Origin of the sequence: Picosynechococcus sp. PCC 7117, from assembly GCF_001693275.1 — a bacterium.
Taxonomy (GTDB): Bacteria; Cyanobacteriota; Cyanobacteriia; order Cyanobacteriales; family MRBY01; genus MRBY01.
In genome coordinates, this window is the sequence record NZ_CP016477.1 from 332,136 (window position 1) to 353,458 (window position 21,323).

Here is a 21,323-nt window from a genome sequence, read left to right on the forward strand (position 1 = left end):
GTCATTCGCTCCGACCCCCGGGCTAAACAGAGTTGTGTTCTAGGACAAACTCTGCTTTAAGGTTTTTTAGAATTCATGGTTCTTAAATGCTTCAGCGTGCTCACTGTGAGTCAAGGTTTAACCTAGGCCTGTTGTAGGGTTTTGGGTTTTGCCCAGATGCCCTGGCTGTTCTGTTCGTATTCATCTTCGACCCGCATCCAAGCGCGGTAGGCAGCGACGTGTTGATTTTGCTTCTCTGTGTAGACCTGGTTGTAAACCTCGACAAAGGTTTCTTGGGCCGCATCAGCAAGGCGTGAGCGCACAGACTCCGGCAAATCCTCGGTTGAGCTGACTTTTCCAGTATCAAAGCGGGAGAGCAAGAAGTCTTTACAGGAGAGAATGTCTGTCCCGCCTTCCGCCTGGAAGAGACTTTCTAATTCTGTGGCAGTACCCTGACTTGTTTCGGCGGTCAGCATCAAGCCACCTGCTTTAATCTTCGTTTCGTAGATGGCTGCCTTTTCTTTGGGCATGCCGAGGCTAACGAGGGCAGAGATGAGTCCGACACCTGCACCACCGGCGATCGCCCCGCTAGTTGCGCCGAGGAGGGCCGCACCGATGGGGCCACCCGCGACCACCGTACCAATGAAAGGAACAAATAGGACACCGAAGCCACTCAGGGCACTAAATAGGGTTCCGAAGAGGGCACCGTAGATTGCGCCGGACTGCAGACCTTCTTTAATGAAATCTGCCCGACCGAAGAAACCAGTGATTTGGGTTTCTGACTGCAGATTCTTACCGATGATGGAGATGTCTTCTCGTTTCACCCCCATATCGAGCAACTGCCTTAGTACTTTGTTTGCCTGTTGGCGATCCTCAAAGATCGCGGAAACAGTACAGGGTACTTTGGTCTGAAGATCAGCCGTTTGTTGATTGTTTTGGTTCTGATCAAGGGTTGCCGTAGTCATGGATTATCCTCCCATTGTCTCTTGTTCGTGTTGCGTGGTGAGACAGAGGATTAGAAGTTGTTGACAGCTTTCTGGAAGGATTGGTCTAACTCTTGCCAAGCACTTTCAAAGCCCTTCTGCAAGTCATCCCAGGCTGATTCGCTGGCATTCTGAAGTTCGTCGAATTTCTGTTGGGCAGCATCCCGCTTGGCGGTTAGCTCTTCGAGCATATTTTGGTATTTGAGTTTGCCGTCTGCCTCTGCTTGATCAACTTTGGCACGGAACTCATCAATGCGGGCGTCGATTTTATCAATCTGCGCTTTGACTTTCTCTTTATAGCGTTTTTGATTTTCTGCGTTTTGTTCTAGGGTTTTATTTAGTTGGTTAGCCATAAAGTAAGGCTTAAACCTCCTTGTTGATGTGTTCTTCAAAAAATCAAGCACGGGTCAGATTCAAAGTTCAAAATGTTGTTTTGAAATCGAATTCGTTTTTGCTTGACTACACCTTTAATATTATGAAATATTCCGACTGAGTACATCTATCGATAGACATAGATCGCTTCTGAAATGCTTATTTATCAAGGGTTTCAAATTTCAAAGGTATTGTTTTTGCAATATTTATTCGGTTTCCCGAACCTAAACCGAACCGTTTTTTTAAAGTCTTTCTGAATTGCTCAAAAAAGACTTTAACCATAATCTTTTATTGTTTAATTTTGCTCCCATATAATTTTAGCAAGCTGCCACTAAATATCTGGGCGGATACAATAAAAAAGAGGCCGCCCGGATGACGACCCCCAGAAATTTTCTTTTTAGGCGTAAAATTTAAGCTGTTGATTTAGAAGGATAAACCGAGATTAATGCCGAGGGCAGCATGGACCACAAGGAGAGCGATCGCCGCCGACCCCACATAGGCATGCACCGTGCGCAGGGAATCTTTGCCGAGGAATTTTGTGATCGATAGCGCACCGTTGGCCATCAACATCCCAATGGCGATCGTGCCTGTCCAGAAGTGGGGACTTTCAAAAATTGGCTCTCCCTGCATGACTAGAGAAAGAACACCCCCTGTCCAACCCAGGCTGATAAAGGTTGTGAGCCAGAGCGCTGCTTTTTTGTGCCAGTAGGCGCTCTCGTTTTTGTCGCTGACATCTTCACTACGGCGAATCTGCCAACCCTTAACGGCGGCAGAACCACCGACGGCCACGATGACAATGCCCATCATCAAGGGATGCCCCCAGTGGGTAACGATTTCTGGGATCGGTAAAGTATTGAACCAAGCGGCAATTGGTTCTAGATAAGGACGAATGAACTCACCCATGTTATTTCTAAAAATTTTCTTAAAAAGTTTGCGTTCTCTATCTTAGAGGATTCGTTAAACCGCCCACGACTTTCGGCGAGAGGAAATATGGCCAATGGATCACAAATGGTTGGATGGAGTGACCGTTAGGCGATCGCCAAAATTTTTTCCCGGAGCGTTTGGTCTTCGGTGAAGGTCTGGTTGGTGGCTGCCAAATCATCCAAGAGGGGCTGCAGATAAACCCGGAGCGGCTGGGCATCATCGGGGAGGGAAAGGTCTGGGTTGATATCGAGGATGCCCTGGGTGAGGAACCAACGCTTTTTAATATCCGGATCTGGAATGACCAAATTTTCCGCCTGGATCACCGCGTCATTAAAGAGCAAAATATCGAGATCCAGGGTGCGGGGGGCATATTTATCAGCAGTGCGGACTCTGCCGAGCTTTGTTTCGAGCGATCGCAAAATATCAAACTTAAATGCTGTCGCCTCGTACTCTGTTTCGACAAAGGCAACACAGTTAATGTAATAGGGCAGATCCTTGGTGGGGGCTTGGCCTGGGGCCGGAATCGCGTCCGTCACAAAACACCGCGAGACCGCTTTGAGCTGACAGAACTGCTTTAATTCCGTCATCGCTTGCAAGATATTGGCTTCCGGTTGAATATTCGAGGCGACGCTGAGGTAGACACGATTCTGGGCCATGGCTTTTAACGCTCCCGGTAGATGGTAACCGCCGAAGCCTTGGCAAAACGGAGGGCGCCGGGTTTATCAATGGTGACTTCTACCTTTTCGACAAGGGCATCGGTAAAGCAAATATCAGCGACGACCTGGGCCATTTTTTCGATCAAATTGTAGCTAGAAGGCTCAATGGCGGCCAAAATTGCCTTGGTGATTCGTTTGTAATCAACGGTGTCATCGATACTGTCGGTTTGGCCCGCTTTGGTGAGATCCGCATGCATCACCACATTGATCACTACATCCTGTTTTTTGGTGCGTTCTTCCGGAAAAATGCCGATAATGCAGCGCAACAGCAGGTCACGAATATAAATTTTATCGAGGCTTTTAGACATAGAAATTTTCTCCTAGGTGAAACCCACCATCAACACAAATGACTTGGCCAGTGATGAAGTCATTTTTTAAATAAAACAGTACCGTCTGGGTAATATTGCGTGGATCACCAAACCGTCCCAGGGGGGTTTTTGCAATCACGGCTTGCACCCGCTCATCTCCCTCCGCATTAACTGGTGGCAAGATGGGGCCTGGGGCGATCGCATTGACACGAACATTGGGGGCAAGCTCAAATGCTAACATCTTCGTGAAACTATGGAGCATCTTTTTGCTCAGGTGATAGGGCACGTGCTCATGGTCGTAGCCGTAGATGCGCGTATCAAGGAAATTAATCACATTCCCGTGGCTAGATTCTTTAGAAAAGAACGCTTTCGTCAACAGAAAAGGGTGCAGGGCGTGAACTTGAATATTGTCCCAGAGATTTTCTGGACTCAGGGCAAACAAACTTTCCGTATTAAACATCGAGGCATTATTAATCAAGATGTCTAGTTGGGGCGTTTTCGCTTTCACCGTCTCGATCATCGCCTCCACACTGTCCCGCTGGAGCAGATCCGCCGCCACAATATCCACCGAAATTGGCAAAGCTGAAAGCTCTTCGGCCAGTTGTTCTACCTCGGCTTGGGAAGAGCGGTAATGGAGGATGAGATTGATTCCTTCCTGGGCGAGGGTCCGGGCGATCGCCGCACCGATGCGTTTTGCTCCCCCTGTGATTAAAGCGGTTTGTTGACTCATGGTTCCCGTTCGGCAATTAAAACCCATAGAAGTTAACCTATTCTTTCTGGAGAAAGCAAGCGTGACCCGGATGATGCGTACCAACCGAGAGATCCGCCACCGCTGCCTGAAGATGTAACAGATGTACAGAGAACCTTTAAGCCAGGGAAACGGGAATGATAAAATTTGGAATACTTTTTTAGTAAAAGAGAGAGAAGGTCAACGTGGTTCAAGTACCGATCAAGCCCACCCCGCAAACCCCCGCCCCCACCACTGCAATTCCCAACGGCCCGGCCCTCGAAGCTTGGTTAAATGACTGGGCGCAGCGGATTATTAATGGCGATCGCCTCACCCGTACCGAAGCTCTCCGTCTCACCGCCATCACTGGCCCCGAAAATATCCTCAAACTCTGTGCCGCTGCAGATTTGATCCGGCACGAATGCTGTGGCAATACCGTTGACCTCTGCAGCATTGTTAATGTCAAATCTGGCAGTTGCTCCGAAAACTGTAGTTTCTGTTCCCAGTCCGCCCACCACCCCGGCGAAGATTCCCCTGTGTATGGCCTCAAAACCGCCGAAGAAATTATTGAACAGGCCAAAGCAGCCGAAGCCGCTGGTGCCAAACGTTTTTGTCTCGTCAGCCAAGGCCGGGGCATTAAGTACAATAGCCCCAGAGACAATGAATTTGAGCAAATTTTAGAAACTGTGCGCCGCATCCAGGCAGAAACAGCGATCAAGCCCTGCTGTGCCCTCGGCGAAGTCACCCCAGAACAAGCCCAACAGCTCCGGGAAGCCGGCGTCACCCGCTACAACCACAACCTCGAAGCTTCGGAAAATTTCTTCCCCGATATCGTCACCACCCACAGTTGGCAAGACCGGGTCGAAACCATCAAAAATCTCAAAGCAGCAGGCATTCAGGCGTGCAGCGGCGGCATCATGGGCCTCGGTGAAAGTTGGGAAGACCGGGTTGATTTGGCGATCGCCCTGCGGGATCTCGAAGTCGAATCTGTGCCTTTGAATCTCCTCAATCCCCGTCAGGGAACTCCCCTCGGAAGCAATGACCGCCTCGATGTCTACGAAGCCCTCAAATGCATGGCAATCTTCCGGTTTATCTTGCCCGAACAAATTATCCGCTATGCTGGCGGTCGCGAAGCAGTGATGGGGGAACTACAACATCTCGGCCTGAAGGCAGGCATTAACGCGATGCTCATTGGCCACTACCTCACCACCATGGGCCAACCCCCCGAACAGGATCAAGCAATGCTCGAATCCCTTGGCTTACAAGGGGGTGAAGCACCGATTCCTGGCCAATATTCCGCCGCCCAATAACCCTTGAAAGCGAAAGCCCTCCCCAGATCCTTGTCCCCAAAGCAAACTGCCACCACTGGCCCGAACTGGTTTAACCAACTCCTGTGGGCATTGATCGGTGTATCCCTGACGATTGGGGGCACCTTCATCGAGGCCCATCGGCTCAATCTCCCTTGGGACTGGTCAACGGCGGGACTACAAACTCAGTCTTTGGGGATTTACTGTCAAGTGGCTGCCGTTCTCCTCACGGGCTGTTTGGGGGGCAAAAATGCGGGGATTATCGCCCAGATTGCCTATATTCTGATCGGTTTGTTTTGGTTGCCAGTGTTCTCCCAAGGGGGAAAACTGGGATATCTGACAGAACCCACCTTTGGTTACATTCTTGGCTTTATCCCAGCGGCGGGCATTTGTGGTTGGCTTGCCTTTCGGTATGTGCTGAGTTTAGAAGCCCTCGCCCTCAGTGCTTTTTGTGGTCTGATCGCTCTCCATAGTTGTGGCATTCTTTATCTGGTGGGGCTGACCCTCCTGGAAAAATTACAGGCGACGGAACTGAGTTTGCTCCAGGCGATCGCCCTCTACAGTGTGACTCCCTTTCCGAGTCAGTTAATGCTAGTCTGTGGTGTGGCCGTGTTGGCCTATGGGGTACGACGGATTTTGTTCTATTAGGCCAAAGTATTGGGCTTGATATTCTTTCTTTTTAGCGAAACGGAAACTCTCTCTCCATGGATCTGCGCCAAGATTTACTGAAAAATCGCTGGTTTTGGCTTGTTGCCTTCCTCGGATTAGTCCTCGATCAACTCACAAAAACCATTGTGCTCCAGACCTTGCCGGAGGTGGGTGATACCTTTGCCCTCTGGCCGAATGTCTTCCACTTCACCTATGTGCAAAACACTGGGGCCGCCTTCAGTATCTTTACCGATGGGGTGCATTGGCTCCGGTGGTTGTCCTTGGGGGTCAGTGTGGGTTTGATGGCCTTGGCTTGGTTTGGCGATCGCCAAACGCTCTGGGAACAAAGTGGCTACGGATTTATTCTTGCGGGGGCGATGGGCAATGGCGTCGATCGCTTTTTATTTGGCTATGTGGTCGATTTTCTAGACTTTCGCCTGATTAATTTCCCCGTGTTTAACATTGCCGATGTCTGTATCAACATTGGCATCGCCTGTTTATTGCTCAATTTATGGTTTTCCTACCGCCTCGCCCAAACAGAATCGCCCCCTAACTCTAAGTAATCTTTTAATAATCTGGATTTTAATAATCTGGAGGGTGGAGCGATCGCCGTTATGGATTCTCAGAAAATATCAAGAATAGATATATTCACTGCCATTGTGTTCGTTTTGCTGCGAGAGCAACTGCTCTTCTAATTGGGCAATACGTTTGTAGGCCACCGTCAACTGGGCCGTTAGTCGCTTGATCTGCCATTCCGGGCTCATTTGCTTCTCGTCCATGGAACGCCCTTCTAAGCCTAGGGTTTCATCAAATAAAACATCTTTGTGGTGAAAGGATTCTCCCCCGACCCGAAAATCTAAGCCAAAGACCGCTGGATCAATTTTGGGAACCATTGTCATCAAATCTGCTTCCGACAAGGATTGTCCCGTTGGGCCTAGCCCCTGCTGCATTTGTTCGACGGTTTGATACAACAGATCAAGCTGATGTTTCAACTCGTTGATATAGCCTTGAACACTCATATTTTGTCAGCCTAAAGTCGGGTCTTTGTCCCATGCTAGTACCAACCCCAAGGCTGTGAATATTTATCCTGATATATTTAAGATTCTCTTAGAAAACCTTAAGAAAACCTTGCCTCTCTAAGGATAAAGTTGCAATTGTCCTGGCTAAGGTTGCACTTGATTAAAGGCTAAATTTGCTATTTTTTGAAAAGATATTTCCCAGGGGAAACGACATTTAGATTTATGCCCAATCGCCGCCATTTTTTAACTATTTCCGCACTCTATGCCCTTGCTGGGTGTTTGGGAGGGTGTCAACGAACCTCGGAGACAACTTTACAAATCAATACATTACGGGGGTCAATCTCGCCACAACTGTTGACATTATTTCGGCAAAACCAAGGGCAAATGGTCAGCTTAGATCTCAAACCCCTAGAACAGCTCCAAGAATTATTTGTAGTGCTGCAGGATGCGGCCATGAGGATACCGGAGACGTCTGAAAATTTCCTCAATCGCTCGGCAGCGGTGCCGGATTTGCTGACCCTGGGCCATGGTTGGTATCAACAGGCGATCGCCTTGGGATTTGTTCAACCGTTATCTCTGGAGGAACTAACGCGGTGGGAAGAGTTGGGGGAACCTTGGCAACGGTTTTTGCGCCGCAATGTCCAGGGCGAGATCGACCCCCAAGGGCAACTGTGGGGACAGCCTTACCGCTGGGGCACGACGATGCTGGTCTACCGCAAGGATAAGTTGAAAAACCTGGGGTGGACACCGACGGATTGGGCGGATCTATGGCGGCCAGAATTACAGGGAAAAATTTCTCTGCTGAACCAATCGCGGGAAGTGTTGGGGCTTTTGCTGAAAAAACGGGGGAAATCCTACAACGAAACTGATCCAGAGGCGATCGCCAATTTAGAGAGCGATTTCCAAACCCTCCACCGCCAGGTCAAATTCTATAGTTCCACCCACTATCTCCAGCCCCTCAACATGGGCGACACCTGGATTGCCCAGGGGTGGTCCCAAGATATTTTGCCGCTCCTGCAACGCTACCGGAATTTAGGGGCAGTGATTCCCGCCAGTGGCACGGCTCTCTGGTGTGATCTGTGGGTGCAGCCCCAACGCAGCCAAACTTCTTTTGAGACCCTAAAAACTTGGTTAGATTTTTGTTGGGAACCGGCAGCGATTCAGCAGATTTCCCGCAGTAGTCATGGGGCCTCTCCACTGATTTATGCGGCGACCAATTTAGACCCTGCCATCACTGATAATCCGTTAATTTACCTCGATCAAAATACCTTCCGGGCCAGTGAAATCATTGAGATGTTAAACCCGGAGGTGACAGCCCAGTATCAACAGGTTTGGCAAGCAGTGCGCCAGGGCTAGGCCAGAAAAATTTTGATTTTGCCCACCGCTGTTCTGGATAATGCGGAGGAAGATCATCGATTGAGGAGTTCCCATGACCCACGACACCATTGGGGTGGCGATCGCCGGTACCGGTTTTGGCCAAAAAATTCACATTCCCGGCCTCCAACACCACCACCGCACCGAAGTGGTCTCGGTTTACCATCGCGATCCGGACAAAGCCCAGGCGATCGCTGCTGCCCATCAAATTGCCGAAAGTGCCAGCGACTTTAATGCGCTTCTAGAAAATCCTGCCGTTGCCGCCGTTGCCATTTCGACGCCCCCTTTTTTGCATTATGAAATGGCCAAACAAGCCCTCCTGGCCGGGAAACATGTCCTCTTAGAAAAACCCATGACCTTGAATGGGGCTGAGGCGCGGGAGCTCTACCATCTAGCAGCAAAAAAAAATCTGGTTGTAACCCCAGATTTTGAATTTCGCTTTGTCCCTGCTTGGCAATGTCTCGCGGAATATCTGCAACAGGGTTTTGTGGGTGAAAAACGCCTGATTACGATCAACTGGTTAGTGACCAGTCGAGCCAACCCAGACCGACCTTGGAATTGGTATGCCCGCCAGGATCAAGGGGGCGGTGCTTTGGGGGCGGTGGGTTCCCACGCCTTTGATTATGTCCATTGGTTGTTTGGCCCTGTGAAACGTTTGGCGGGTCATCTCAGTTGCGCCATTAAAGAGCGACCCGACCCCAAGGATGGCGATCGCCTTAAACCCGTCGATGCCGATGACACCTGCTTGATCATGCTAGAACTGGCCGACGGTACGCCCTGTCAAATCAATATCACCTCCGTCAGTCACCACGGTCGGGGCCACTGGCTCGAAGTCTATGGCGATCGCGGTTCCCTGGTTTTGGGGAGTAGCAACCTCAAGGATTATGTCCATGGTTTTACGCTCCAGGCGGGCCAGGCGGGTGAAGCACTGCAACCTGTGGCCATTCCAGAGCGCCTTGAATTTCCCCAAACCTTTGCCGATGGCCGCCTTGCGCCCTTTATCCGGGTCGTCGATCATTGGGTCAAAGCCATCGACCGCTGTCAACAAAATCAAGGGATACCCGCAGATCCAGTGGCGATCGCCCCGACGCTCCGGGAAGGGGTCTATTCTCAGTTGTTAATGGATTTAACCCACCAGGCCTATACCCAAGGCCGTTGGTTAACGGTGCCGGATCTCGATACCTATCTCGATCTAGGCTGACGCGGTTGGGGAGAAGTACGCCGTCCCTGGGGATTTTGGCCAGTCGCCTGGGGCGCTAACCCATTATTCGAGGATGGTGGTGGTTGGAGTTGCCGCCGTCCATTTTGGACAATTTCTAGTTGCTCCCGGAGATTCACCTCAAGGCGGCCAAGGAGATTGTGGGCATATTGATCCGCATCTTGTTGGATGGCCTGGGCCTCGGCGATCGCCTGGTTTTTCATTTGCTGCACTTCCTGGGACACCTGCTGCCGAAAGGCCTCTAGATCGGCGAGGGTACTTTGGCGGAGGGCTTGGCATTCCTGCTCTGTGGTGTAGCGTAATTGGGCCGCCTGTTGCTCAGCTTGCCGGGTGAGGGCCATCTCGTCTAAGTATTGGGCGGCCTGCTGCTTGGCACTGGTGACAATCCGATCCGCATCGGCTTCGGCCTGTTCAACGAGGTGTTGCTTGTATTGGAGCACTTCGACGGCCCGCTCAATAATTTCAGGAACACTGGCCCGTACCGCATCGAGCTGGTCTAAAACATCGTTGTCTTTAACGAGAGTTAGTCCCGTGAGGGGAATTTGAAAGCCTTCAAAAATTACTTCTTCTAAATGGGTGAGCTGTTCCTGCACATTCAAGTCTACCCCTCGATAAAGGGTTGGGGAGTTGGCATTATTGTCGGTGGGCTTACCTGGGGAGGATGAACTTTGTACCATTGATAAAGATCTTCAGCGACATTGTCAGGAACGAGGTGATCAACGGAACCACCAAATTTAGCAATTTCTTTGACGACGCTGCTGCTGAGAAAACTATATTCGTTGGAGGTCGCCAGGAATACTGTCTCGATATTATCCCAAAGCGTCTTATTTGTATGCGCCATCTGTAGCTCCTTCTCGAAGTCGGATAGCACCCGTAGTCCTCGTAGTAATACACCCGCATTACGTTGCCGCGCGTAGTCGGTGGTTAAACCCGTGAAACTCGCCACTTCTACATTGGGTAAATGTTGGGTACAGCGACGAATCTGGGCCACGCGCTTTTCGAGGCTAAAAATCGGCGATTTACTGGGATTGCACAGCACCGCCACGATTACTTTTTCAAAGAGGCGATCGCCCCGTTCAATAATATCGAGATGACCCAGGGTGATCGGATCAAAGCTTCCAGGATAAATAGCAATCACAAAATACAGCGCCACACAGAAGAGATCGGCTTTATTGTGACATATTGTTTCCCCAAGCCCCTAGGCAAACCCAGGGACATCAGCCCCTACAATGGAGAATGATTTTATCCACGATTTTAACCAGCTTATGAGCGAGCACCACCCGGAAAAAAAATACGAAGGTAAGGCAAAAATTCTCTACAGCACCGCCGACCCTGATGTTCTCCTCACTTACTTCAAAGATGACGCCACCGCCTTCAATGCCCAGAAAAAAGGCACCATCCAGGGCAAAGGAGAAATGAACTGCACCATTGCCGCTGCCCTCCTCCAATGGCTGGAAACCCAGGGTATTCCGACCCACTTTATCGAACAAACCAAAGCCGATGAAATGCTCGTTAAAGCAGTTGAAATTCTGCCGGTAGAAGTGGTTGTGCGCAATATTGCGGCGGGTAGTCTTTGTAAACAAACGGGTTTGGCCCAGGGCACAGTTCTCCCCCAACCCCTCGTGGAGTTTTATCTCAAGGACGATGACCTCGGTGATCCGCTCCTAACCCGCGATCGCCTTATGCTGCTTCAGATCGTCACCGCCGAGCAACTGGCCCAACTCCAGAACTATGCCCTGCGGATCAATGGTCTGATGCAAGGCTTTTTTGAGCGCTGTCAGATTACCCTGGTGGATTTTAAAATCGAGTTTGGCACCGACAAAACAGGCACAATTCTTTTGGCCGACGAAATTAGTCCCGACACCTGCCGCCTGTGGGATCAAACCGAAACAGACCCCAACCTGCGGGTGATGGATAAAGACCGCTTCCGTCAAGACCTCGGTAACATCGAAAACGCTTATCAAACTGTCCAGGCTAGGGTCTTGGCCCAGGTGCAGCAATTGCAATCCCTCGCCTAAATTTTCCCGACCCAAGGCTAAATTACGGGGTCTAGACATGGAAACATAAGCAACGCTTCCCCGTCTTCGACTCTGGTACAATCCAGCAGAGTAAATTACTCATGTTGGCCGATTTACAGAAAAAGCACTTATAAATATAGTGCTGATAACTTTCGTTTGATCTGGTGTTTGGACGTGCAGAAACAACAAAATTTAGACTATTTTTCCCCCCAGGCCCTCGCACTTTGGGCGGCGATCGCCTCTTTGGGTGTGATGTCTCCGGCCCATGCCGAACCCCGATCAGAAGGGAGTCACTCCGATCCCCTGGTGCCAACGGCGACCCAAGTTGTTGTGCCAGCTCTGCCCGTAGAGGATGTAGCCCCCACAGCAGCACCAGCTTCCCAGACGCCAGCGCCCCAATCCGAAAACCTGGCCCAATCATCAACCCAAGCTGTTACCTCTCCCGTTGCTCAGGCTCAAGAAGCTCCCCAAGATAGTAATCTGCCGCAACTCTACGCCCAGCAGCAGGGAAATTCCAATGCCCAGCAAGCCAACCCCAACGAGCCTAGGGTATTGGTCGCAGAAATTCAGATTAATGGTGTGGGCGACAACGTCGAACTGGAACAAAGAATTATCCGGGCCATTGAAACCCAAGCCGGGCGGCCGACGACGGTTTCGCAAATTCGTAATGACGTGAACCGCGTTTATGCGACAGGTTTATTTGCCAATGTAGTCGCCACCCCGGAAGATACACCCCTTGGGGTACGGGTGACCTTTGACGTGGTACCCAACCCCGTTTTGACCGATATCGTCGTGCAGGCATTGCCCCTAGAAGGCAGTCAAAATATTACCCCTCCCGAAGTTGTCGATAATATTTTTAGCGATCGCTATGGCGAAATTATCAACCTCAACGATTTCCAAGAGGGCAGTAATAAGCTGCAACAACTCCAGCAGTGGTACCAAGACAATGGCTACGATTTAGCGAAAGTGATCGGTATTGATGAACCCAGTGCCGATGGGGTTGTGACCCTCGTCGTCGTTGAAGGGGTGATCGAAGATATTCAGGTTAATTTCATCAACGCCGACAATGAATCCGTTGATGGCAAGACCCGAGACTTTATCATCACGCGGGAAATGGAACTCAAACCAGGAGACGTTTTCCGGCGGGATGTCGCCCAACGGGATCTCCAGCGGGTGTTTGGTCTGGGGTTATTTGAAGATGTCCAGTTAGATTTCACCACAGGCACCGAAGATCCGACCCAGGCCGTCCTCAATCTAAATGTCATTGAAGGAAATACAGGCTCCATCGCTGCAGGTGGGGGGATTAGCTCCGCCAGCGGTTTCTTTGGGAGTGTGAGCTACCAACAACAAAACCTGGGTGGCAATAACCAGCGTCTGGCTGCAGAATTCCAATTAGGACAACGGGATGCTCTGTTCGATCTATCCTTTACGGATCCTTGGATTGCCGGCGATCCTTACCGGACGTCCTATTCGGTCAATGCCTTCCGCCGTCGTTCTATTTCACTGATCTTTGATGGTGGGGAAAATGATGTTGATCTGCAAGACAGTGGCGATCGCCCCCGAATTAATCGGATTGGCGGTGGGGTGACCTTTAGTCGTCCTTTATCGAAGGATGTTTTTGGCCCCTCTGAATGGCGCGCCTCCCTCGGCTTCGACTACAATCGCGTCCGGATTACCAATGCCGATGGTGATACAGAGTTTATCGACGAAGCTGGGAACCAACTCAGTTTCTCTGACAATGGTATTGACGATATCTTTGCCCTGAGTCTAAATGTGGTGCGCGATAAGCGGACGAGCTTCGATGGGGCAACCCGCGGCTCCATTACCCGTTTCGGCACCGACCAGACCATTCCCATTGGTAGCGGCAGTATTCTCTTTAACCGACTCCGGGCCAGCCACAGTATCTATATGGATTCACCGATTAAACTCCCCAGTTTTGGCAGTGAAGAGAAACCCCATACTTTGGCCTTCAATATCCAAGGGGGCGCAATTATCGGGGATTTACCCCCCTACGAAGCCTTCTCCCTTGGGGGCAGTAACTCGGTTCGGGGCTTTGAAGAAGGAGACCTCGGCAGTGGCCGTAACTACATCCAAGCGACAGCAGAATATCGCTTCCCCATTTTCTCGGCGGTGGGTGGTGCGTTATTTGCGGACTATGCCACAGACCTCGGTTCCGGGGATGATGTGCCTGGAGATCCGGCGGGAACCCGTGGTAAGCCCGGTAATGGTTTCGGCTATGGTATCGGTGTGCGGGTGAATTCTCCCCTGGGGCCAATCCGGGTGGATTATGGGCTTAACGACCAAGGGGACAGTCGTATTCACTTTGGTATTGGTGAGCGTTTCTAGGGTGTTATCGGTCTGATTTCGTGGGGGGCAACCCCCTTTTTTGTGATGGTTAAAACGTTAAAAACAACCGTTGAATGTTCTGGGGTGGGTCTCCATTCGGGGCAACGGGTCACCCTAAGGCTCATGCCCGGCGATCGCCACCATGGTCGTTATTTTGTGCGTACAGATTTACCAGGGCAACCCCAGATCCCGGCCCGAATTGAGGCCGTCGATCAAACCCTTTTGTCTACGGAATTGGCAGTGGGTGAGGCCAAGGTCAGAACCACAGAGCATTTGTTAGCGGCATTGGTGGGTCTTGGGATCGATGTTGTGCGCCTCGAAATAGATGGGCCGGAGTTACCCCTGTTGGATGGCTCAGCAGCGCAGTGGGTAGAGGCGATCGCCAAGGCAGGCACCCAGACCCTCATGGATGAAGCGATCGCCGTTCCTGTGGTCACAGAACCCGTTTGGCTCCGGGAAGATGACGCGTTTGTGGCAGCCTTACCCTCACCGGAACTGCGGTTTACCTATGGCATCGATTTCACCTACAAGCCCATTGGCAACCAGTGGCACAGTTGGAGCCCCGCAGCAGAACCCTTTGCCCAGGCGATCGCCCCGGCCCGGACGTTTGGCTTTGCCGATCAAATTGAGCAATTGAAAAAAGCTGGTTTAATTCAGGGAGGCAGTCTTGATAATGCCCTCGTTTGTGATCAGGAAAAATGGCTCAATCCGCCGCTCCGGTTTGAGAATGAGCCGGCTCGCCACAAATTACTTGATTTAATCGGGGATTTGAGTTTGCTTGGTACGATCCCCACGGCCCATTACCTGGCCTATAAAGCAAGCCATAAACTCCATACCCAGCTTGCTAAAACCTTACAGGCAACGCTTTTTTAAAATTCTAATCAAGCTGCTATTGGGTGAAGGATAACGCCGATAGTTTGACCTGTATTGCTGGGGCTGGCGATCGCCTTTTTTCAGAGACTGCCAACCCCTAGGACCTGAAGCTCTACTTATTTGGTTGGGGGGTCATGCGCAGATAGGGCTTGATTTCCTTAACGCCCTTTGGAAACTTGACCTTCGCATCCTCAGTGGAGATTGCCGGAGAAACCACAACATCTTCACCATCCTGCCAGTTGACAGGGGTCGCTACGCTGTAGTTGTCTGTGAGTTGCAACGAATCCAAAACCCGCAAAATTTCTTGGAAATTCCGGCCGGTGCTGGGGGGATAGGTAATGGTTAAACGCACCTTCCGCTCAGGATCAATGACAAAGACTGTCCGCACCGTTACCTTCGGATTGGCATTGGGGTGGATCATGTTGTAGAGGGTAGCGACCTTCTGATCTGCGTCGGACAAAATCGGGTAATTGACAGCACATCCCTGGGTTTCGTCGATATCACCCACCCAGCCATTGTGGGAGGCCGTGTCATCAACGCTGAGGGCAATTACCTTAGCATTGCGCTTTTCAAACTCTCCCTTTAACCGAGCCACTTCGCCCAATTCGGTGGTGCACACGGGGGTAAAGTCAGCGGGGTGAGAAAACAAAACAACCCAACTGTCGCCGGCCCAATCGTAAAAATCAATTTCCCCAATGGTGGAATCTTGGGTAAAGTTGGGGGCCACATCGCCTAACCGGAGAGACATAAACTAAACTCCTGATGTTAAATAAACTACCAAAGGATCATTATGGCCCATCTCCCTGGGAAGATGCCAAGGGAGGCGATCGCCACCGGAAAATGATAAGCTGCCGTCACAGAGCGCAATATTTATTAACTTTTGTTGCCATTCTTCAGAATCAAAAAAGCCGAGGGTGACAATCAAGCCGGAAAAATGAAATAATAAGCCAGAATTTTTTACGTTAGTAGTTTCAGGCCGCCTGAAGCTTGGTATTTTACATAAATCTAAGAATCATCAAAAAAAGCTGGGAAAAGCCTAGGAGGAATCAATCATAATGAGTAGAGTTGTGAGTGCATTAATGGGGCTCGTCCTCATGTTCGGTTGCGCGTTCTTTAGCGTTCAGCCCCAAGCCCAAGCCCTCGATTTAAGCAATGGCTTTGTTTCTGCAGCCGTGCTCGGTGAGCGTGTTAATCCCGCTGACAAGGTGCTTGAGTCAGAATATGGCAAGAAAATTGACCTAAACAACGCCAGCGTCCGTCTTTTCCGCGAGCTCCGTGGATTTTATCCCACATTGGCCAAACGCATCATCGAAAATGCCCCCTATGACAGCGTTGAAGATGTATTGAATATCCCCGACCTCAGCGAGAAGCAACTGGCACGGTTAGAGGAAAATTTGGAGCGTTTCACTGTAACACCGCCTGCCGATGTGTTTATTGATGGTGACCAACGTCTGAACACCGGTGACTATTAAAAATACAAACGAAATCTTGCTGCGTTTAGGAAGATGTTTGTGAGTCAAACCTAAATTTTCAATGGCAATTAACCTATTCCTGAGGGATAGGTTTTTTTACGACAATTTTTAGGATTTGGGGCTCGGTTGGCATAGTCGATAAAACTGAGGTACCCAGCGGGATTCCCAATAAAATGCCCCAAAGGCCAGCACGGGCGCGAGGAAAGTCAGCAGCAGAAAGCAACCCGCCAGGGTTGACAGGGACATCGCGAAAAAATCTTGGGTCAGACGCACCAGGTCATGGTCGAGGAGGCCCCCTTTCCCGACCCGGTAGGCAATGCGGAACGTTTCGCTGGTCATGAGCCGCCCGAAAAAGGCACCATTTTCCAGAAAGCTAAAACTGGCCAACAGAGCATAAAGGGTTTGTTCACCGGAGACATGGCAAAAATATTTGCCGAGGGCAAAGTACAGACAAATAAAGACGGCGGCAATTTCTAAGAGATGACCCATGGCGATAATGGCGATTTGATCCCAACCCGTCAGGATCAAAAGGATTTGCAAGAGAGTCAGACCAGCCAAGGTAATCAGGGTGCCGCGATTGCGACGGTATTGCCAAGCGAGATAGGCGATCGCCCCGTAGAGCAGCCACAAAATAATGCTGGCGCGGCCGAGGGCGAGGGTAATTCCACCCCCAAAGATAAAGTCAAAACTCGGCACAGCGGGATAGCCAAACAGCCAAAAGGCGATCGCATGGCCAATTTCATGGACGAGGGTGAGAAAGGTATTCAGAATAAAGCGACTGGGGGGCAGCAAAAAGAGAATCAGACCTAGGCCGCCACCAATGAGGAGCGCCTGGGGGGTATCCGGAGACAGTTGCCGTGACCGGGGGCGCTGGTTGGGGATTTGGGACGGCAGAGCACCATGGAGAGAAAAACAGGTTTTGAGGAGGTATTGTCGTTGCTGACGATGGTAAACATTAAGGTAAACTTTCTCGACATCATCTAGGGAGAAATGCTGCAAAGCCTGCTGGATAATCTGGCAATAGTCTTGGCGATCGCGCTGGTCAATTACCGTTAACTTGATCACCAAGGCCCCAGCGGAAGGGGTAACTTTGATACTCCATAGGTATGCAGCGAGTAGTTGCCGGAGTTTCAGGGTGAAAGCATCATTCTTGAGGGCAGTCTTTTGGGGCGGTTCTTGGGTGCTGAGTGCTTCCGGGGAGGGTTCTCGTTCGGCTGGGGAGAGTAAGCCCGCTACAATTGTCCATTCCCAGTCGGGAGTAACTTCCCCAAACCGCAGGCCTTCAACAGTAAAGGTTTCTGTGATCGTGTGCTCCCAGATTTTCTGCCAAGGGGTAAGGATTTGTTTGGCGATCGCCTGGTCGGGGGTATTAAAACCTTCGAGTTGAATTTTGAGGTGCTTATCAGCCACCCGTTTGAGCATCACCCGGATCTGGTGGGGTTGAAACGCTTGCCTTAACACCTGGGCGATCGCCTGGGGATTTCCCTGTTCCGCCAATCGACGCAAATCCGACTCTTTCACAGCACAACCATTCTAGAGGGGAGCATTTCGATTATGCCACCAGACTCCCTTGGCCACAAAAATAGGGAAAAACAGTTCTGTCTTTCCCCACTCATTCATTGTGCTAAAACATCTTCCGGTCTGAAGTCCCCCTTTGAAGGGGGATTTAGGGGGATGTCCTAGGCCGCAACCGCTTCTGATTTCTTACTGTTACGAATCCCTTCAATCGCCTCAGCATAACTGGGGGCTTTGAAAACAGCAGAACCCGCAACAATCGCATTTGCACCCGCATCAATCACTTGCCACGCATTAGCAGGCTTGATCCCACCATCGACTTCAATCCAAGGATCCAGGCCGCGCTCATCACACATGGCCCGGAGTTTTTCGATTTTGTTCACCATCGAAGGAATGAAGCTTTGGCCGCCGAACCCAGGGTTTACGCTCATGATCAAAATCAGGTCACAAACATCAAGGACGTGCTCAATGATGTCAAGGGGCGTAGAAGGATTCAACACAACCCCAGATTTTTTACCCAGTTCACGAATCTGGCAGAGGGTGCGGTGGAGGTGGGGAGACGCATTGTGTTCTGCGTGGACGGAGATAATGTCAGCGCCAGCTTTAGCAAAATTTGCCACGTATTTTTCTGGCTCAACGATCATCAAATGCACATCCAAAGGCTTTTTGGTGTAGGGACGAATGGCTTCGACGATTAACGGCCCAATGGTGATATTCGGGACAAAACGACCATCCATGACATCGACGTGGATCCAATCAGCGCCAGCCTCATCGACTGCTTTAATTTCTTCACCAAGGCGGCTAAAGTCCGCTGAAAGAATGGACGGGGAAACTACAATTTTCTTGTCAGTCATGGTGGGTGGATTCCTCTTATTATCTCAAGAATTCTAAGTTGGTATCAATATTAACAAAAGTTTGTATCAATATTTTTTGTGGCCTAGCCTGGGTAGAGCATTGTTTCAGGAAACACTGACCTAGCGCTGGGGGGGACGTAGAGGCCCATCGGTTTGTACAGGGATCAAAATACTATTTAATTTACGCAGTTGTTCAGCTGTGCCCATACAAATTAAAAAGTCCCCAGATAACAGTAAGGTATCACCCGTCGGCCCAGGAATAAGGCTGCCATCTTGACGGCGAATTGCGAGGACGAGGGCACCGGACTGTACCCTGAGTCGGGCTTCACTGAGGCTTTTGCCAATGTAACCGCCGCAATTGCTATCCACACGGATTTCTTCGAGGTAGTAAGACCGTTCTGCGCCAGTCAAAATGCCATCAACAAAATCCATAACCTGGGGTCTCAGGGCAGCGGCGGCTAGGCGACGTCCCCCGGTAATGTAGGGAGAAACAACGGCATCGGCTCCGGCGCGGCGTAATTTTTCCACGGCTTCTTCGGTACTAGCCCTGGCGATCGCCCGAATTTTTGGATTCAATGTTTTGGCAGAGAGTACCGTATAGAGATTTTCTGCATCGGAGCTGAGTGCCGCCACCAAACAAGTTGCCCGGTCGATTTTCGCTTCATGGAGATGTTGATCGAGGGTGGCATCTCCTTGGATGCAAATGTAGCCTTGATCCTGAGCGGCTTCGATAATGTCGGGATCTTGGTCAATGACGACAAAGGGAATATTTTCGGCGAGAAATTCCCGGGCCACCTGCTGCCCTGTGCGACCGAGGCCACAAACAATGTAATGGTTATTGAGACGACTAATTTGCTGCTGGTACTGTTTCAATTTTTTTATCTCCTGAAAATAGCCGCTAATCATTGCTTCGATGAAACGGTTGACGATATAACCAACCGCAATCAAGCCTAAAAAAATCAGAATAATGGTGAATATCCGAGAGCGATCGCCTAGGGGATGAATTTCCCCAAAGCCCACCGTGGCTAAGGTGATCATCGTCATGTAGGCCGCATCTACCCATGACCACTGCTCCACGACAATAAACCAACTTGTCCCCAGCAGAAACAGCGCCACAAGCATCAGCAGACCCAATTGCAGTTGCCCCCTGAGGCGTCTATATTTTTGCTCAATGCTGTACACCGATGAACCTCAAGATAAGTCTGATGTTTGTAGGGAAAGTTGCAGACAATTTCAGCCGACCCGTAGGAAGCTAAAAAAACATAGAATTTCTTTAGCTCATTCCCCCCTTGTATTTAGCAAAAAAGATTACCCATTGGCTAAACTGAAATTTAACTTTGAGTCTCGCCATCGAAGAGGAGTAACCCGTGAGTCCCCAAACGCTACTGAACCATTCCCCAGCCCAAAGCTTTAACCCAACTCAGTTCGATCAGTATGTGATGCATACCTATGGGCGCTTTCCGGTGGCGATCGCCAAGGGGGAAGGATGTCGTCTGTGGGATACCGAAGGGAAAAGTTACCTCGATTTTGTCGCAGGCATTGCCACCTGCACCCTGGGCCATGCCCACCCAGCCCTGATCCAAGCGGTCAGTGCGCAGATTCAAAAACTGCACCATATTTCTAACCTCTACTACATCCCAGAGCAAGGCGCTTTAGCCCAGTGGATCGTCGAACATTCCTGTGCCGATAAAGTCTTTTTCTGCAACTCCGGGGCCGAAGCCAACGAAGCGGCGATTAAATTAGTCCGTAAATATGCTCACACCGTCTCAGATTTCCTCGAACAACCCGTGATCCTTTCGGCGAAATCGAGCTTCCACGGGCGTACCCTTGCGACGATTACCGCCACCGGACAACCCAAATACCAAAAACATTTCGACCCGCTCCCCGATGGGTTCGCCTACGTGCCCTACAACGACATTCGCGCCCTCGAAGAAGCGATCACCGACATCGATGAAGGTAACCGCCGCGTCGCCGCCATTATGCTCGAAGCCCTCCAGGGAGAAGGGGGCGTCCGGCCTGGTGATGTGGAATATTTCCAAGCAGTGCGGCGCATTTGTGACGAAAACGGAATTCTCCTTGTCCTCGATGAAGTGCAAGTTGGGGTCGGGAGAACTGGCAAATACTGGGGCTACGAAAACCTCGGCATTGAACCGGATATTTTCACCAGTGCGAAGGGATTAGCGGGAGGAATCCCCATTGGCGCGATGATGTGCAAGGATTCCTGTGCGGTCTTTAACCCTGGGGAACACGCCAGCACCTTTGGCGGTAACCCATTCTCCTGTGCGGCGGCCCTAGCGGTGGTTGAAACCCTCGAACAGGAAAACCTACTCGAAAATGTCAACGCCTGTGGGGAGCAGCTCCGGGCGGGCTTAAAGACCCTGGCTGAAAAATATCCCTACTTCAGCGATGTCCGGGGCTGGGGTTTGATCAATGGTATGGAAATTAAAGCAGACCTCGAACTCACCTCCATTGAAGTGGTCAAAGCAGCGATGGAAAAGGGTTTATTGTTAGCTCCCGCTGGCCCGAAGGTAATCCGATTTGTGCCGCCTCTGATTGTTTCCGCCGCAGAAATCAATGAGGCGATCGCCCTTTTAGACCAGACCCTCGCTGCCATGGCCCTCTAAATTTCTTTATCCTGCCCAAAGCAATAAAAAGCTCCCCCATTGTTA

24 protein-coding genes are annotated in these 21,323 nt (G+C 50.6%); 10 read left to right on the plus strand and 14 right to left on the minus strand.

The genetic code is table 11. The features are described 5' to 3' along the window. Positions 1–122 precede the first annotated feature (122 nt). The 6 genes from AWQ22_RS01585 to AWQ22_RS01610 all read right to left on the minus strand — a co-directional run bounded on the left by AWQ22_RS01585 (position 123) and on the right by AWQ22_RS01610 (position 4,012). Positions 123–944, minus strand: a complete 822-nt coding sequence (locus AWQ22_RS01585) for a ChaB family protein (protein WP_084448940.1) — start codon at positions 942–944, stop codon at positions 123–125. 50 nt (positions 945–994) lie between these two features. Further along, complete coding sequence (locus tag AWQ22_RS01590; RefSeq protein ID WP_012305938.1) at positions 995–1,315, minus strand: hypothetical protein; 321 nt, start codon at positions 1,313–1,315, stop codon at positions 995–997. Between the two features lie 442 nt (positions 1,316–1,757). Further along, positions 1,758–2,237, minus strand: coding sequence for a DUF4079 domain-containing protein (locus AWQ22_RS01595; protein WP_062431953.1), 480 nt, complete (start codon positions 2,235–2,237; stop codon positions 1,758–1,760). A 125-nt stretch (positions 2,238–2,362) separates the two neighbouring features. Further along, positions 2,363–2,914 (minus strand): 2-amino-4-hydroxy-6-hydroxymethyldihydropteridine diphosphokinase, encoded by a 552-nt coding sequence (gene folK / locus AWQ22_RS01600; RefSeq protein ID WP_012305940.1) that lies wholly within the window; start codon positions 2,912–2,914, stop codon positions 2,363–2,365. A gap of 5 nt (positions 2,915–2,919) precedes the next feature. Next, complete coding sequence (folB, locus tag AWQ22_RS01605) at positions 2,920–3,282, minus strand: dihydroneopterin aldolase (RefSeq protein ID WP_012305941.1); 363 nt, start codon at positions 3,280–3,282, stop codon at positions 2,920–2,922. Then, on the minus strand, positions 3,275–4,012 hold the full coding sequence (locus tag AWQ22_RS01610) for an SDR family oxidoreductase (protein ID WP_065709971.1): 738 nt from the start codon (positions 4,010–4,012) through the stop codon (positions 3,275–3,277). The genes folB and AWQ22_RS01610 overlap by 8 nt, the downstream gene beginning before the upstream one ends. Positions 4,013–4,230: 218 nt before the next feature. Between AWQ22_RS01610 and bioB the strand changes: the two genes are divergently transcribed. The 3 genes from bioB to lspA are packed head-to-tail and all read left to right on the plus strand — an operon-like array spanning position 4,231 to position 6,527. After that, positions 4,231–5,319, plus strand: a complete 1,089-nt coding sequence (bioB, locus tag AWQ22_RS01615) for a biotin synthase BioB (RefSeq protein WP_065711595.1) — start codon at positions 4,231–4,233, stop codon at positions 5,317–5,319. A gap of 3 nt (positions 5,320–5,322) precedes the next feature. Beyond that, the gene (locus tag AWQ22_RS01620) at positions 5,323–5,964 is read left to right on the plus strand and encodes a biotin transporter BioY (RefSeq protein WP_030006089.1); all 642 of its coding nucleotides are present in this window, start codon (positions 5,323–5,325) and stop codon (positions 5,962–5,964) included. Positions 5,965–6,020: 56 nt separating this feature from the next. Continuing rightward, the gene (gene lspA / locus AWQ22_RS01625; protein WP_065709972.1) at positions 6,021–6,527 is read left to right on the plus strand and encodes a signal peptidase II; all 507 of its coding nucleotides are present in this window, start codon (positions 6,021–6,023) and stop codon (positions 6,525–6,527) included. A 69-nt stretch (positions 6,528–6,596) separates the two neighbouring features. Here the strand turns inward: lspA and AWQ22_RS01630 are convergent, their stop codons facing one another. Then, positions 6,597–6,983: a hypothetical protein gene (locus tag AWQ22_RS01630; protein ID WP_030006091.1), complete on the minus strand. Its 387-nt coding sequence runs from the start codon at positions 6,981–6,983 to the stop codon at positions 6,597–6,599. A gap of 222 nt (positions 6,984–7,205) precedes the next feature. Here AWQ22_RS01630 and AWQ22_RS01635 point away from each other — a divergent pair, with 222 nt between their 5' ends. Together AWQ22_RS01635 and AWQ22_RS01640 are read left to right on the plus strand one after the other, a co-directional pair. After that, positions 7,206–8,339: an extracellular solute-binding protein gene (locus AWQ22_RS01635; RefSeq protein ID WP_065709973.1), complete on the plus strand. Its 1,134-nt coding sequence runs from the start codon at positions 7,206–7,208 to the stop codon at positions 8,337–8,339. 73 nt (positions 8,340–8,412) lie between these two features. Continuing rightward, on the plus strand, positions 8,413–9,558 hold the full coding sequence (locus tag AWQ22_RS01640; protein ID WP_065709974.1) for a Gfo/Idh/MocA family protein: 1,146 nt from the start codon (positions 8,413–8,415) through the stop codon (positions 9,556–9,558). Here AWQ22_RS01640 and AWQ22_RS01645 read toward each other — a convergent pair. Then, on the minus strand, positions 9,540–10,253 hold the full coding sequence (locus AWQ22_RS01645; RefSeq protein WP_030006094.1) for a hypothetical protein: 714 nt from the start codon (positions 10,251–10,253) through the stop codon (positions 9,540–9,542). The two genes, AWQ22_RS01640 and AWQ22_RS01645, sit on opposite strands and share 19 nt — an antisense overlap. Next, the gene (gene coaD / locus AWQ22_RS01650) at positions 10,178–10,714 is read right to left on the minus strand and encodes a pantetheine-phosphate adenylyltransferase (RefSeq protein ID WP_012305950.1); all 537 of its coding nucleotides are present in this window, start codon (positions 10,712–10,714) and stop codon (positions 10,178–10,180) included. The genes AWQ22_RS01645 and coaD overlap by 76 nt, the downstream gene beginning before the upstream one ends. Before the next feature lie 127 nt (positions 10,715–10,841). On the opposite strand from coaD, the gene purC reads away from it, so the two are divergent. From purC to lpxC, 3 genes are all read left to right on the plus strand, one after another. Continuing rightward, a complete protein-coding gene (gene purC, locus AWQ22_RS01655) occupies positions 10,842–11,594 on the plus strand; it encodes a phosphoribosylaminoimidazolesuccinocarboxamide synthase (protein ID WP_065709975.1) in 753 nt (250 codons plus the stop codon). A gap of 174 nt (positions 11,595–11,768) precedes the next feature. Beyond that, the gene (locus tag AWQ22_RS01660; RefSeq protein WP_062436449.1) at positions 11,769–13,940 is read left to right on the plus strand and encodes a BamA/TamA family outer membrane protein; all 2,172 of its coding nucleotides are present in this window, start codon (positions 11,769–11,771) and stop codon (positions 13,938–13,940) included. A gap of 45 nt (positions 13,941–13,985) precedes the next feature. Beyond that, entirely contained in the window at positions 13,986–14,813 is an 828-nt protein-coding gene (lpxC, locus tag AWQ22_RS01665; protein WP_065709976.1) for a UDP-3-O-acyl-N-acetylglucosamine deacetylase, read from the plus strand. A 112-nt stretch (positions 14,814–14,925) separates the two neighbouring features. Here the strand turns inward: lpxC and AWQ22_RS01670 are convergent, their stop codons facing one another. Then, positions 14,926–15,561: a peroxiredoxin gene (locus tag AWQ22_RS01670; protein WP_030006099.1), complete on the minus strand. Its 636-nt coding sequence runs from the start codon at positions 15,559–15,561 to the stop codon at positions 14,926–14,928. A gap of 3 nt (positions 15,562–15,564) precedes the next feature. Next, positions 15,565–15,738: a hypothetical protein gene (locus AWQ22_RS17040; protein ID WP_157094564.1), complete on the minus strand. Its 174-nt coding sequence runs from the start codon at positions 15,736–15,738 to the stop codon at positions 15,565–15,567. A 130-nt stretch (positions 15,739–15,868) separates the two neighbouring features. On the opposite strand from AWQ22_RS17040, the gene psbU reads away from it, so the two are divergent. Continuing rightward, on the plus strand, positions 15,869–16,285 hold the full coding sequence (gene psbU / locus AWQ22_RS01675; RefSeq protein WP_012305956.1) for a photosystem II complex extrinsic protein PsbU: 417 nt from the start codon (positions 15,869–15,871) through the stop codon (positions 16,283–16,285). A 108-nt stretch (positions 16,286–16,393) separates the two neighbouring features. Here psbU and AWQ22_RS01680 read toward each other — a convergent pair whose 3' ends face one another. The 3 genes from AWQ22_RS01680 to AWQ22_RS01690 form a co-directional block, all read right to left on the minus strand. Next, positions 16,394–17,806: a hypothetical protein gene (locus tag AWQ22_RS01680; RefSeq protein ID WP_065709977.1), complete on the minus strand. Its 1,413-nt coding sequence runs from the start codon at positions 17,804–17,806 to the stop codon at positions 16,394–16,396. Between the two features lie 158 nt (positions 17,807–17,964). Then, positions 17,965–18,654, minus strand: a complete 690-nt coding sequence (gene rpe / locus AWQ22_RS01685) for a ribulose-phosphate 3-epimerase (protein ID WP_012305958.1) — start codon at positions 18,652–18,654, stop codon at positions 17,965–17,967. A gap of 120 nt (positions 18,655–18,774) precedes the next feature. Beyond that, a complete protein-coding gene (locus tag AWQ22_RS01690; protein WP_045441446.1) occupies positions 18,775–19,776 on the minus strand; it encodes a TrkA family potassium uptake protein in 1,002 nt (333 codons plus the stop codon). A 245-nt stretch (positions 19,777–20,021) separates the two neighbouring features. Between AWQ22_RS01690 and AWQ22_RS01695 the strand changes: the two genes are divergently transcribed. After that, complete coding sequence (locus AWQ22_RS01695; protein ID WP_065709978.1) at positions 20,022–21,278, plus strand: acetylornithine transaminase; 1,257 nt, start codon at positions 20,022–20,024, stop codon at positions 21,276–21,278. Positions 21,279–21,323 lie beyond the last annotated feature (45 nt).

Bases quoted from the DNA above. Each gene is read 5' to 3' on its own strand.
- AWQ22_RS01585 (WP_084448940.1), bottom strand. From the start codon at position 944: ATGACTACGGCAACCCTTGATCAGAACCAAAACAATCAACAAACGGCT.
- AWQ22_RS01590 (WP_012305938.1), bottom strand. From the start codon at position 1,315: ATGGCTAACCAACTAAATAAAACCCTAGAACAAAACGCAGAAAATCAA.
- AWQ22_RS01595 (WP_062431953.1), bottom strand. From the start codon at position 2,237: ATGGGTGAGTTCATTCGTCCTTATCTAGAACCAATTGCCGCTTGGTTC.
- folK (WP_012305940.1), bottom strand. From the start codon at position 2,914: ATGGCCCAGAATCGTGTCTACCTCAGCGTCGCCTCGAATATTCAACCG.
- folB (WP_012305941.1), bottom strand. From the start codon at position 3,282: ATGTCTAAAAGCCTCGATAAAATTTATATTCGTGACCTGCTGTTGCGC.
- AWQ22_RS01610 (WP_065709971.1), bottom strand. From the start codon at position 4,012: ATGAGTCAACAAACCGCTTTAATCACAGGGGGAGCAAAACGCATCGGT.
- lspA (WP_065709972.1), top strand. From the start codon at position 6,021: ATGGATCTGCGCCAAGATTTACTGAAAAATCGCTGGTTTTGGCTTGTT.
- AWQ22_RS01630 (WP_030006091.1), bottom strand. From the start codon at position 6,983: ATGAGTGTTCAAGGCTATATCAACGAGTTGAAACATCAGCTTGATCTG.
- AWQ22_RS01635 (WP_065709973.1), top strand. From the start codon at position 7,206: ATGCCCAATCGCCGCCATTTTTTAACTATTTCCGCACTCTATGCCCTT.
- AWQ22_RS01640 (WP_065709974.1), top strand. From the start codon at position 8,413: ATGACCCACGACACCATTGGGGTGGCGATCGCCGGTACCGGTTTTGGC.
- AWQ22_RS01645 (WP_030006094.1), bottom strand. From the start codon at position 10,253: ATGGTACAAAGTTCATCCTCCCCAGGTAAGCCCACCGACAATAATGCC.
- purC (WP_065709975.1), top strand. From the start codon at position 10,842: ATGAGCGAGCACCACCCGGAAAAAAAATACGAAGGTAAGGCAAAAATT.
- lpxC (WP_065709976.1), top strand. From the start codon at position 13,986: ATGGTTAAAACGTTAAAAACAACCGTTGAATGTTCTGGGGTGGGTCTC.
- AWQ22_RS01670 (WP_030006099.1), bottom strand. From the start codon at position 15,561: ATGTCTCTCCGGTTAGGCGATGTGGCCCCCAACTTTACCCAAGATTCC.
- psbU (WP_012305956.1), top strand. From the start codon at position 15,869: ATGAGTAGAGTTGTGAGTGCATTAATGGGGCTCGTCCTCATGTTCGGT.
- rpe (WP_012305958.1), bottom strand. From the start codon at position 18,654: ATGACTGACAAGAAAATTGTAGTTTCCCCGTCCATTCTTTCAGCGGAC.
- AWQ22_RS01690 (WP_045441446.1), bottom strand. From the start codon at position 19,776: ATGCTTGTGGCGCTGTTTCTGCTGGGGACAAGTTGGTTTATTGTCGTG.